The following is an 11,937-nucleotide window of genomic DNA, read 5'->3' on the forward strand; positions in this document are numbered from 1 at the left end:
TAACCTGTTCAAGAGAGAACCATCTCTCCCGGCCGGTTCACGCCGGCCGTCAACCAAACTCATGAAACCAATGACGACGAGCAATAAACACATCGGCCTGAAAAAATCAGACCTCAACAAAGTAATCGAGTCCCTGCAGGAACTCCTGGCGGACTATCAGGTTTACTACGCCAATGTCCGCGGACTGCACTGGAACGTCAAAGGACCGAATTTCTTTGTCCTTCACCTCCAGTTTGAAAAACTCTATCTGGACGCCGCCAAAAAAGTCGACCAGCTTGCAGAACGCATTCTGGCCCTGGGTGGAACGCCGGAAAGCAGATTCAGCAAGTACCTTTCCCAGGCCCATCTTAAGGAAACGGGAGAAATCTCCGACGCCAAGAAAGCTATCCAGACTATCCTGGAAAGCCTGAACCACTTCATTGAAATGGAACGCAACGCCATTGACGTGGCCGAACGGGCGGAAGACGAAGGCACGGCCGACCTGCTCACCGCCTTCCTTCAGGACCAGGAACAACTCGTCTGGATGTTCATGGCTTGCGAGGCCCGTTGACGTGCCGTTGGCAGTTGTTTAGAACAAATATTTTCACTAGGGCATTCCTCCTGGAGCCGCCGGAGTTTCTGCACATACGGAAACTCCAGCTTTTCATCTTACCGAAAAAGACCGCCTGTCCAGTTTTCAACATATTCCCTAACCGGGATACAAATATTTGACGACGGGGTTCCAAAGTTCAAAAACCAATCGGACAGGCAAACGCACCCCTTTAAATTCGGAATAGGCGACGGGGAAGGAACAATACTTGCTTTCCCAAGGCACCGTTCCGGCCAAGCTTCTCCAAAAGCGCCCGGTTTGAAGCCATGAACAGGGTGTTGGCAAAAGAACCGGGCATTCCCATGCATGGAATGGTCCGGGCGTTATTCCAAACAGCAGAGAGCCCTGCATTCTTCTTTTAAAAATGCATGACCGGAGCAGGCAGGCGTTTTACCGGGAAAGCCCCTGACCAGCTTGTTCCGCTCCTCCGGCCCGTAGTGCATCAGGCCGTCTCATTCCCCTTTTAAATTTTAATGGGCGAACGGCCATTGCTCTAGAAATCCGCCTCTCTTCTCTTTTAGAGGGTAATCAGCAACAGGCCATCATGTTCTAAATTTTCCTTCATCTTTCCCGGAACGTCAAAAAATATATAGACAACACACATTAAATTTTAGATGATAAAGTATCTCTTTATGAAGGGTTTTATTCATTTGTGCTTCCTTGGAATCGCTGTTTCTACATGTTTCATTACTGTGAATAAAGGAATTGCAGGACCGCTTCCCCATAGATCCCGAACGGACATTACCCCGATGTCCCTGCTTCAGGATTTGAAAAACGGCACCAGAACCAAGGCGCAACTTAAAACAGCCCTCCTCGAATACATGAAGAAGGAAGCAGGAAAAACCGAGGATAATGTCACTAGATACACTCCGGAAGCCGGACGCAACAAGAACGTCATCACCTACGTAGGCTTTGAAAAGGATTGGTCCGTCATCAACAAACGGTCCCTTGCCGTCCTCAAGGAAACCCTTCCAAAACTCCAGAGCCAGGACTCTTCCATCCGCCTGGAAGGCCTTGACGATCTCACCAACCTGATGCTGGCCTTTGAAATTACCACCACCCCGGAGAAGAAACAAAACAAGGCTTTAAGGCTCTTGCTTGGCCATTTCTACTTTTTCCCTAGCCTTTATTTCAAGGAGATCCGCACCGAGTCCTATCTTCCGGAACGCATGCTGCGCATCGGTTCTTTCCATGCTGCCGACTTTTTTGATATGGGAAAGAAGTTCTATCCCCTCGGCATTGAGGCATACAAGCGTCTTTTAAAGGCGTACGGAACGACTATGTCCGAGCAAAGCCAATACGTTTACTGGATTTCATGGGGATATCTCCAATTGAAACAATATGATGAAGCCATTACCTGGGCAAAAAAAAATGCCGCTGTGCGAAGGTATGACGGAGGCACCCGCCAGGCTGCAACAATGGGCCAGACAAGGAAAGTCCAAGCAGAAAAAAAAGAAATGAACCGTAGGTCCACCCATGACTACCCTATCCAAAACACTTTTCTTTATCCTCATTGCCGCATCAGCGGCAGCATTTCAAGAAGCTTCCGCCAAGGACGATATCAAGGTTGACGACATCTTCTCTAAACAGGATCAGCAGAAAATTGTCCACATTATTGAGCATCCCGCGGATGAAGTTGCAGCGCCCCTCATTCAACGCGCTCTACAAGGACATGTCAAAAAATCCAATTCGACCATCGTCACAGATCCTCACCAACCTCACAAGGAAAATTATTCCGTCTCTTTTACATTCAAGGAATCTCCCCATGCCCGTACACGCCCCAAATATCCTGACGACGACACCAACCTGGATTTCTCAGGGCAGCCTTGCGGCATTGGGTTGGTGACCTTGGTATCGGATGACGGCTGTACCATTTCCATTACAGGCGACAAGGGGAAAAAACAGGAATGGCTGAAAGAGAGCGGCAAAGGTCACGACATTTCCAAAGGCAGAAGGGATTATCCCAATGTCCTGATGCCCGGCACACATACATTGAACATTGAATATTCCCAGACCTACTACAATCCGGCACCGGGGAAAAGATCTGGATGGCATCACCCTTTTCGTCACTCCTATTGCTGTTGACATTTCCGTACGCAAACAAAATGCTCCCACGGAAAATCATCGGGTACTTCTGATCAAGGGAGAATCCGTAGAAATGGCGCTGAACAAGGATATGCTGGGACAAAAAAGCAAATTTGAAGACCGGACCACTTGGGAAATATGCCGGTTGGAGTGTGATACGACAGGAGAAGGAAATTACGAAACTCAATGGGCTAAAGTCGGGAATGGAACCACATGCACTTACCAGTGCAATACTCCGGGAATTTATCGTGTACGTGCTAACGTCAATGGTAAAATTTTTACATATACCAGAAGGGAAAAAGCCTTTGAAGCAAAAGAGACCAAGCTTCTACAAAAAGGACATCCCGACTGCATAGGAGTAGTCAACAGCCAATATGAAAAAAACCTTATCAATAGCGCTATGGAATACATGACCAAAAAGCATTTTGCCAAGGCAACGCCGTGGTACGCCGTGGAAGACCTGGAATTTATTTTTCAAACTTCCTCTCCACCCCTCACTCCTCCACAAAAAAACCTATCAGGAGTTCCCTCCTGAGAAGACAAATAAAAAATTACGGTCATAGCGATTTTTCAATAACCTGAAAGATTTGAGCAAATGAAATTTATTTATCTACTATCAAGCCCATTCCTGCGGCATGTAAATTCCAACAATTATCTACGGTACTTTAACGCCTCCTCTTGGGAAAGCATGCGCTCCCTTAGTAAAAGATTGGATAGATCCCGACAAAAAAATAGGATCCTGGAAATGAATGAATCCAACCAACACTCTACCGGAACCGGGATGGTTTGAATTCGACAAAGCTCATGCGGCCATCATAGACTACGGTGGGGCCGGCATCAGTGCAGGTACCACCGACGTCAATAAAGTGCTTTATCTTACCTTCCCTTCATCCTTTAGAAAATATGAATAAATCCATTTTCTGCCTTCTTTTCATTGAGTGCTCTCTATCAGGATATGCCGGGGAAATTCGAAATATAGACCATATTCAGGAATATCAGAAGCTTCGATATCAATACGCCAGACAGGGGAACCTGGAAAAAGCGGCGGAAACCGATGCTAAACTCCGCCGGATTATTCTCAGAACTATTCCTGAAATTATTAAAGAATTAGAAAGTATTTCCCACAACGAAGAAATTTCTCTTGTTAGTTATCTCCGTAAACTCCCGGATGAAGATTACTTAAAGATGGTCATGCAACTGGTTAGGCACGCAAACCTGAGGAATCCGGCACAACGTCAATTTCTAGAAAGCGTTATTTTCGAACCCTTTGAGGGAGAACGCGATAATCTGCTGGCAATGAATTGGAGAGACCAGCACGTTAGAGATCTCTGCTTTACTCTGAAAAAGAAACTTTCATCTGAAAGTCCACATCAGAAAACAATTTCTTCCATCCTTGATGGAGAATTGTATAAAAATATGATATACAATGCCTTTACGCATGGTGAACTTCGTATACCAAATCACCTGGGAAGGGGAGGATATGCCCCTCAATTCAAAAAATGGGGGGAGAACGAACAACAACAAATAAAAGCTGTCAAGGAGTTGCGCCAGGCATGGGACGCAGCATGCACCGTCCTTCTTGAAATGAAAGGAACGGAGGATATCGCCCGAGTCAATCAAGCCTGGGAAAACGCTGCTCAAAAAGCAAAAGCCGTGATGAGAATGCTCCCGCCAAATGAAGAAGATGCCCAGCAACGAGTTGGTAAGTTTTTCTACGACACGGCTTTCAGCCAATACTTTTTTCTGGCTCCCGCGTCAAGGGAGGCCAATTCAACCTATCAAAAAGTAATAAAAAAACTTGCTGAACTTTATAAGCTCCAGGAAAAACTTCCGTCACAGCTGACGGGTATCGGACAATTCCATGCAGAAATCATCAGCTCTGAATCGTACCTCAATGAGGAAGCGCTTTTGCTGTTAACCAAGGAGCTAGAGGAAAAACTCCGCAAAGCCACATCTTCACGTTCCGTTGAAGAGTAAGCCCCGGAATATTCCTTTTTCGCACTTTCTTTCAGGAGGGTCAAAAAACGGGGCCTCCGCACCCGCGGAGGCCCCAGCTTACCCAAACAACAGAAAATTGCTGCATGCATTCTTTCAGGAATGCATGGCCAGAGCATGCCGGTATTCCACCGGGAAGACCTTGATGAATTTGCCGCGTTCCTCCGGCCAGTTGTTTAACAGGTCGCAGGCCCGGCGGCTTTTCGTAGCCATGTAGTGCTCGTAAATGAGCTGGAGCAGTTCCGCCTCGTCGGCGGAGTGCGGCAGGACCGTTTCCAGGTCCACGCTGCCCAGGTTGCATTTCTGATCGAAGTCGTTGTCCGCATCATACACGTAGGCCAGGCCACCGGTCATTCCCGCGGCGAAGTTGACGCCCACCTTGCCGAGCACCGCCACACGGCCTCCGGTCATGTATTCGCAGCCGTGGTCGCCGATGCCTTCCACCACCATCTTGGCTCCGCTGTTGCGGATGGCGAAACGCTCCCCGGCCTGCCCGTGCAGGAAGATGCTGCCGGACGTGGCCCCATAGCCGATGACGTTGCCGGCAATGACGTTGTCCGACGGAGCGTAGGAGATGTTTTCCGGAGGCCTCACGATGATTTTGCCCCCGGAAAGCCCCTTCCCTACGAAGTCGTTCGCCTCCCCGGCGAGTTCAAAGGTAATGCCCGGCGCAAGAAAGGCCCCGAAACTCTGCCCCGCGCATCCGGTGAAGTGCACCGTGAGCGTATCCTCCGCCAGGCCGCGCGGGCCGAATTTCATCACCAGCTCTCCGGATAGCTCCGTGCCCACCGTCCGGTCCACATTGCGGACGTCGCGGAAGAGTTCTGTCTTTTCCCCTTTTTCCAGCAGGCCCTTCAAGTCCGGGAGCAGGCGGTTCCGATCGTAGTTGTCCAGAGGTTCCTTTTCAAAGGAGGGGTCAAACCTGCGTCCGTCCCCCTCCGCCGCATGCAGAATGGAGGAGAAGTCCAGATGCTGAGCCTTGTAGAAGTCAATGGCGCGGTTCACGGAGAGCAGGTCCGCCCTGCCGACGGCTTCATCCAGGGAGCGAAGGCCCAGGGAAGCCAGGATTTCCCGCGTTTCCTGCGCCACGAAACGAAGGTAGTTGATAACGTATTCCGGCTTGCCGCTGAACTTGGCCCTCAGAGCCGGGTCCTGCGTGGCGACGCCCACCGGGCACGTGTTTTCATGGCACCTGCGGAGCATGGCGCAGCCGATGGCGACCAGAACGGCAGTGCCGAAGCCGAACTCCTCCGCTCCCAGCAGGGCCGCCATGACGACGTCCCTCCCGGTGCGCAGCTGGCCGTCCACCTGGAGCCGCACGCGGGAGCGGAGCTTGTTGAGTACAAGCGTCTGCTGTGTTTCCGCCAGTCCCAGTTCCCACGGCAGTCCGGCGTGCTTGACGCTGGTGAGCGGGGAAGCGCCCGTACCGCCGTCGTGGCCGCTGACCACAACCACGTCCGCGTGGGCCTTCACCACTCCGGCGGCCACGGCGCCGATGCCTACCTCGGAGACGAGCTTGACAGAGACGCGGGCGTCTGGGTTGGAGTTCCGCAGGTCGTAGATCAATTGGGCCAGGTCTTCAATGGAGTAAATGTCATGGTGCGGCGGGGGAGAGATGAGGCTGACATTCGGCATGGAATGGCGCAGCCGGGCGATGTACGGGTCCACCTTGTGCGCCGGGAGCTGGCCGCCCTCTCCGGGCTTGGCGCCCTGGGCCATCTTGATCTGGAGCTCGGAGGCGTGGCGCAGATAGTTGATGGTCACGCCGAAGCGTCCGCTCGCCACCTGCTTGATCGCGCTGTAGCGCACCTCGCCCCTGGCGTTGGGTTTGTAGCGGGCTTCATCCTCGCCCCCTTCCCCGGAGTTGCTTTTGGCTCCGATTTTATTCATCGCAATGGCGATGGTTTCATGGGCCTCCGGACTGAGGGAACCCAGGGACATGGCCCCGGAGACGAAGCGGCGCAGGATGGAATCCGCGCTTTCCACTTCCTCCAGCGGGACGGCGTCCGCGGGAGCGAATTCAAACAGGCCGCGCAGGGTGCAGAGGTGCTGCGCCTGGTGGTTGCTGTAGTCCGCAAATTCCCGGTATTTCCGTTCGTCATTGTCGCGAACGGCGGCGCGGAAGGCCTGGAGCGTCTGCGGGTTCCAGAGGTGGTTTTCTCCGCCCTTCCTGTACTTGTACTGGCCGCCCGCATCCAGGCAGCCTTCCTTCCCGGCGTTTTGCGCGGCGCGCTGGTTGCATTCCGCAGCTATTTCCTCCAGCCCGATGCCGCCCACGCGGCTGACGGTGCCGGGGAAGAATTCGTCAATCAGTTCCCGGTTCAGCCCCACAGCCTCGAACAATTGGGAGGAGCGGTAGCTACGCAGGGTGGAAATGCCCATCTTGGACATGATTTTAAGCAGCCCCTTGTCAATGGCGTTGATGTAGTTGCCGGAGGCCTTCACCACGTCCAGCGGGCAGTCCTGAGGCGCGGCCAGGGAGGTGACCGTCGCCAGAGCCAGGTACGGATTGACCGCCGTGGCCCCGAAACCCAGCAACAGGGCGAAGTGCATCGTTTCCCGCGCCTCCCCCGTTTCCAGGATCAGGCCCACGTCGGAACGCAGTCCGGCGGCCGCCAGGGCGCGGTGCACCACGGAGCAGGCCAGCAGGCTGGGAACGGGAAGATAGCCGCGGCCTATGTTGCGGTCCGTCAGCACCAGGATGCGCACGCCAGACCTGACCAGCCCCACGGCGGATTCCGCCAGGCTGTCCAGCGTCTCCCGCAGAGCCTTTCCGTCCCCGCCTTCCGGGAACTGGAGGGGGAGCCTGGCGGAGGGGAAGCCGGCTTCCCGGATGTTGCAGAGGCGGTTGAGCTCCTCGTCCGTAATGACGGGGCGCGCCATCTTGATGAGCCGGGCGTGCTCCGGCGTTTCCTCCAGAATGTTGGGATGGTTGCCGATGTACGTGGTCAGACTCATGACGAGTTCCTCCCGGATGGGGTCGATGGGCGGGTTGGTCACCTGCGCGAACAATTGCTTGAAGTAGTTGAACAGGAGCGGCGCCTTTCCGGAGAGGACGGCCAGCGGCGCGTCGTTCCCCATGGAGCCGAGGGGTTCCGTGCCCTTCATCATCATCGGGCGGAGGATGAGTTCCACATCCTCCTGCGTGAAGCCAAACTGGCGCTGATGAACCGCCAGGTCCGGCATTTCCGCGGAGGCGGAAACAGAGTCGAACAGGGAGCGGACGGAAATCTTGTTTTGTTCCACCCAGCGGCGGTAGGGCATGCGCCGGGCCATTTCATTCTTGGTTTCCGCATCGGACACCAGACGGTGATTCACCAGGTCGCAGTAGATCATCTCTCCGGGGCGCAGGCGGCCCTTGCGGGCCACTTTTTCCGCGGGAATGTCCGCTACGCCCGTTTCCGAGGCCAGGATGAAGATATCGTCCGTGGTCAGCGTGTAGCGGGCGGGGCGCAGGCCGTTGCGGTCCAGCATGGCGCCCGCGTTGACGCCGTCGGAGAAGACGACGGCGGTCGGGCCGTCCCACGGCTCCATCAGGGCGGAATGGTATTCAAAGAAGCCGCGCACGTCCGGCCCCAGATGGTAGTTGACGCCCCAGGCCTGCGGCATGAGCATGAGCATGGCGTGGCGCAGGTCGCGCCCGGCGGCGGCGAGCAGTTCCACCATGTTGTCCAGGCAGGCGGAATCGCTCTGTCCGGGAGGAATGAGGGGCAGGAGCTTCTGCAAGTCATCCCCCAGCAGGGCGGAGGACAGGTGCGGTTCCCGCACGCTCAGGTGGTTCAGGTTTCCGCGCAGGGTGTTGATTTCCCCGTTGTGGGCCAGGTACCGGAAGGGATGGGCCAGGCTCCACGTGGGGAAGGTGTTCGTGCTGTAGCGCTGGTGGACGAGGGCCAGCGGAGATTTGAAACGCTCATGGCGCAGGTCTTCGTAAAATCCGTCAATTTGCGTGCCGAGGAACAATCCCTTATACACGATGCTGCGGCTGGAACAACTGCACACGTAGCATCCTTCCACGCGCCGCTCCATTTCCCGGCGCATCACGAAGAGCTTGCGTTCCAGTGCCGCCTGGTCCGCAAAGCCGCTGCCGTCGATGAAGAGCTGGCGAATCAGGGGGCAGGTGCGCCGGGCGTTCTCGCCGATGCTGTTCCGGTCCACGGGAACCTCTCTCCAGGCAATCACCCTGCCGCCGTTTTCCGTGACGGCGGCCTCCAGTTCCTCTTCATGGCCGCAGCCGCCGAACATCATGGCGACTCCGTATTTTCCTCTGGCGGGGAGTTTGTTGGGAAGGAGCAGGCGGAAGAATTCATCCGGCAGGGCCAGCAGAATGCCCGCTCCGTCCCCGGTATCGGGATCGCTTCCCACGGCACCACGGTGCATCAGCCTCTTGAGAACGGTGACACCCATTTCAATGATTTTGTGGCTCGGTTCATTCTTCAGGTCCGCCACCAGCCCCACGCCGCAGGCGTCCCTCTCCTGTTCAAAGTCATACAATCCCTGCGGCGCAGGAATGCCTGTCTCGAATTGATCACTATTCATCAGTTTGCTGTTTTATTTGAGTTAAGCTGATTTCCTTATAGCAAAAACCGTGCCAACATTATGCACTCCTTCCACCCTCCCTGTTTTTCGAACGCCGCTGCCCCGGTTTTATATGATTTGACAGGCCTTCCGGCACGGCAGAGGCCCCATGGCGGCAAAGGGACTTCCCTCTCCCAAGCAGATATTTTTACATTTTCGTAATTACCCCTTTACCGTGATTTTACATTTTTGTAATCAATGCTTTCACCTTTTTCATCCCTCTTCTTTCCACGGCTTCCTTTCACAATTTATATAATATATTTATAGTCAAATTTTTAAAACACCACACCACTCTGGCACAAGTTGATTCAAAAAGCTGGCACGGTTCTTGCTAGGAAAAAGATACAACAGTTAACCATGATGAGTGACTCGACAAGAACACAAGCCATCAGCGCCATCGCCTCCCTTCCCGTGAGCGGGGTGAGCGAGAGCGCTCCTGTCCGCATTGATTATTACGGCGCCGACGTTTTCAGTACGGAGGTGATGAAGAAGTACCTGCCCAGGGACACGGCAAAAACTCTCCTGTCCACCATCCAGGACGGCCTGCCGCTGAACGCGGACATTGCCGCGGATGTAGCCCACGCCATGAAGCAGTGGGCGCTGGAACGGGGAGCCACTCACTACACGCACTGGTTCCAGCCCATGACGGGTTCCACGGCGGAGAAGCATGATTCTTTCCTGGACCCCAAGGACATGGAGCCGATCATGAGCTTTTCCGGCAAGAACCTGATCGTGAGCGAGCCGGACGCTTCCAGTTTCCCCTCCGGCGGCCTGCGCTGCACGTTTGAGGCCCGCGGCTACACCGCGTGGGACCCCACCAGCCCCGCCTTCATCAAGAGGCACGGGAACGGAGCCACCCTCTGCATTCCCACCGCCTATTGTTCCTATACGGGAGACGCTCTGGACAAGAAAACCCCTCTGCTCCGCTCCCGGCAGGCATTGGGCAACGCCGTCAAGAGGCTGATGAAGTGCTTCGGGCTGCCGGACGAACGCGTGACCATCACGCTGGGGCCGGAACAGGAGTATTTCCTGATTGACAAGAATTTCTATCTGAACCGCCCGGACCTGGTCCAGACGGGCCGCACCCTTTTCGGCTCGCCGCCCGCCAAGCACCAGCAGCTGGAAGACCATTATTTCGGCTCCATCAAGCCGCGCATCCTCAATTTCATGAATGATGTGGAAAAGGAACTCTGGCGGCTGGGCATTCCGGCCAAGACGCGCCACAATGAAGTGGCCCCGGCCCAGTTTGAACTGGCCCCCCTGTTTGAGGACGTGAACCTGGCGATCGACCACAATATGCTGGTGATGGAAATCCTGCGCCAGCAGGCCAGCAGGCACGGGCTGGTATGCCTGCTCCACGAGAAGCCCTTCGTGGGCGTTAACGGCTCCGGCAAGCACAACAACTGGTCCATTTCCTACGGGGAAAAGAACCTGCTGGACCCCGGAAACGACCCGCAGCAGAACGCCATCTTCCTGACTGTGCTGACCGCCATCATTGAGGCCGTGGACAAACACAGCGACCTGCTCCGCAACTCCGTAGCCAGCGCGGGCAACGACCACCGCCTGGGCGCGAACGAGGCGCCTCCCGCCATTATCTCCATTTTCCTGGGCGACCAGCTTAATGAGGTGATTGAGAATATCATCAATGGGGAGGCCGGATGCGGCAGACGGAACGACACGCTCAAGATCGGCGTGGATACGCTGCCCGTCCTGCCCAGGGACGCCACGGACCGCAACCGCACCAGCCCGTTCGCCTTCACCGGCAACAAATTCGAGTTCCGCGCCCCCGGCTCGGCCCAGTCCTGCGCCGGACCGATGATGACGCTGAACACCATCGTGGCGGAAGCCTTCGACTCCCTGGCGGAGGAACTCTCCTCCTTCGCGCCGGAAACCTTCCTGTCCCAGCTCCAGGAGACGCTCAAGCGCAGGATTTCCGAACACAAGAGAATCATCTTCAACGGAGACAATTATTCGGAGGAATGGGTGAAGGAAGCGGAACGCCGCGGCCTTCCCAACCTGAAAAACACGATGACCGCCCTCCACAGCCTGGTGAATGAGAAGAATGTGGCCCTGTTCGAGAAGTACGGGGTGTTCTCCCGCAGGGAACTGGAATCCCGGTTTGAGATTTTCCTGGAGGAATACCACAGGCGCATCCGCATTGAAGGGCGCCTGTCCTGGGAAATGGCGGCCACCATCATCCTCCCTGCCCTGCGCAACGAATACAAGCAAACCGTTTCCGCGCTCTCCAGGGCGCTGGACGCCAAGCGGACCAACGGGACCGCCGCCCTACAAAAGCTGGCGGACAAGCTGGGCGACGCCCTGGATTCCGTCGTGTCCGACCTGGATACTCTGGAAACCGCGCTCACGAGCTGCCATGAAGACATCCTTGCCGCGATGTCCCGATTGAGAACCAGCGTCGATGCCGCAGAAACCCTGGTGAACGACCGGTCCTGGCCTCTCCCCAAGTACCGGGAAATGCTGTTCATCTATTAGGGTGCACCGACGAGCTCCGGAGCTTTGCCGGCCCCTTGCGGGGCAAGCCTCTGCCCGCAGAGGAAAAGGCACGGCTCCGGGGCCTTGGCGCCCCTGTCCCGGCCGCCCTTTTCCCACTGTTTTCCACCGACCACCACCCCCTGAAAAATCCGCGTCATTGGCTGTAAAAAAACTTTCCTCCGGAGCCCTGCGGGCACTTA

Annotated in this window: 9 protein-coding genes; 7 read left to right on the forward strand and 2 right to left on the reverse strand. The window is 55.4% G+C overall.

The genetic code is table 11. The features are described 5' to 3' along the window. Window positions 1-61: 61 nt before the first annotated feature. The 6 genes from V3C20_RS03290 (at window position 62) to V3C20_RS03315 (ending at window position 4,651) form a co-directional block, all read left to right on the forward strand. Window positions 62-550, forward strand: a complete 489-nt coding sequence (locus V3C20_RS03290) for a DNA starvation/stationary phase protection protein (protein ID WP_192907201.1) — start codon at window positions 62-64, stop codon at window positions 548-550. 653 nt (window positions 551-1,203) lie between these two features. Further along, window positions 1,204-2,160 carry a hypothetical protein gene (locus tag V3C20_RS03295; RefSeq protein WP_149873741.1) on the forward strand — a complete coding sequence of 319 codons (957 nt, stop codon included), beginning with the start codon at window positions 1,204-1,206 and terminating at the stop codon, window positions 2,158-2,160. After that, window positions 2,066-2,674, forward strand: a complete 609-nt coding sequence (locus V3C20_RS03300; protein WP_130083589.1) for a hypothetical protein — start codon at window positions 2,066-2,068, stop codon at window positions 2,672-2,674. The genes V3C20_RS03295 and V3C20_RS03300 overlap by 95 nt, the downstream gene beginning before the upstream one ends. Beyond that, window positions 2,589-3,209: a hypothetical protein gene (locus tag V3C20_RS03305; protein ID WP_130083590.1), complete on the forward strand. Its 621-nt coding sequence runs from the start codon at window positions 2,589-2,591 to the stop codon at window positions 3,207-3,209. Before V3C20_RS03300 ends, V3C20_RS03305 begins: the two co-directional genes overlap by 86 nt. Window positions 3,210-3,423: 214 nt before the next feature. Further along, complete coding sequence (locus V3C20_RS03310) at window positions 3,424-3,585, forward strand: hypothetical protein (RefSeq protein WP_153812538.1); 162 nt, start codon at window positions 3,424-3,426, stop codon at window positions 3,583-3,585. Beyond that, a complete protein-coding gene (locus V3C20_RS03315) occupies window positions 3,578-4,651 on the forward strand; it encodes a hypothetical protein (protein WP_130083591.1) in 1,074 nt (357 codons plus the stop codon). Before V3C20_RS03310 ends, V3C20_RS03315 begins: the two co-directional genes overlap by 8 nt. Before the next feature lie 114 nt (window positions 4,652-4,765). Here V3C20_RS03315 and gltB read toward each other — a convergent pair whose 3' ends face one another. After that, the gene (gene gltB / locus V3C20_RS03320; RefSeq protein ID WP_130083592.1) at window positions 4,766-9,205 is read right to left on the reverse strand and encodes a glutamate synthase large subunit; all 4,440 of its coding nucleotides are present in this window, start codon (window positions 9,203-9,205) and stop codon (window positions 4,766-4,768) included. 396 nt (window positions 9,206-9,601) lie between these two features. Here gltB and V3C20_RS03325 point away from each other — a divergent pair, with 396 nt between their 5' ends. Then, window positions 9,602-11,737: a glutamine synthetase III gene (locus V3C20_RS03325; RefSeq protein ID WP_149875695.1), complete on the forward strand. Its 2,136-nt coding sequence runs from the start codon at window positions 9,602-9,604 to the stop codon at window positions 11,735-11,737. Here V3C20_RS03325 and V3C20_RS03330 read toward each other — a convergent pair. After that, window positions 11,734-11,895 carry a hypothetical protein gene (locus tag V3C20_RS03330; RefSeq protein WP_153812536.1) on the reverse strand — a complete coding sequence of 54 codons (162 nt, stop codon included), beginning with the start codon at window positions 11,893-11,895 and terminating at the stop codon, window positions 11,734-11,736. The two genes, V3C20_RS03325 and V3C20_RS03330, sit on opposite strands and share 4 nt — an antisense overlap. Between the last annotated feature and the right edge of the window lie 42 nt (window positions 11,896-11,937).

This window comes from Akkermansia sp. RCC_12PD (genome assembly GCF_036417355.1).
Classification (GTDB): domain Bacteria; phylum Verrucomicrobiota; class Verrucomicrobiia; order Verrucomicrobiales; family Akkermansiaceae; genus Akkermansia.

Bases quoted from the DNA above. Each gene is read 5' to 3' on its own strand.
- V3C20_RS03295 (WP_149873741.1), top strand. From the start codon at position 1,204: ATGATAAAGTATCTCTTTATGAAGGGTTTTATTCATTTGTGCTTCCTT.
- V3C20_RS03290 (WP_192907201.1), top strand. From the start codon at position 62: ATGAAACCAATGACGACGAGCAATAAACACATCGGCCTGAAAAAATCA.
- V3C20_RS03315 (WP_130083591.1), top strand. From the start codon at position 3,578: ATGAATAAATCCATTTTCTGCCTTCTTTTCATTGAGTGCTCTCTATCA.
- V3C20_RS03300 (WP_130083589.1), top strand. From the start codon at position 2,066: ATGACTACCCTATCCAAAACACTTTTCTTTATCCTCATTGCCGCATCA.
- gltB (WP_130083592.1), bottom strand. From the start codon at position 9,205: ATGAATAGTGATCAATTCGAGACAGGCATTCCTGCGCCGCAGGGATTG.
- V3C20_RS03330 (WP_153812536.1), bottom strand. From the start codon at position 11,895: ATGACGCGGATTTTTCAGGGGGTGGTGGTCGGTGGAAAACAGTGGGAA.
- V3C20_RS03325 (WP_149875695.1), top strand. From the start codon at position 9,602: ATGATGAGTGACTCGACAAGAACACAAGCCATCAGCGCCATCGCCTCC.
- V3C20_RS03310 (WP_153812538.1), top strand. From the start codon at position 3,424: ATGAATCCAACCAACACTCTACCGGAACCGGGATGGTTTGAATTCGAC.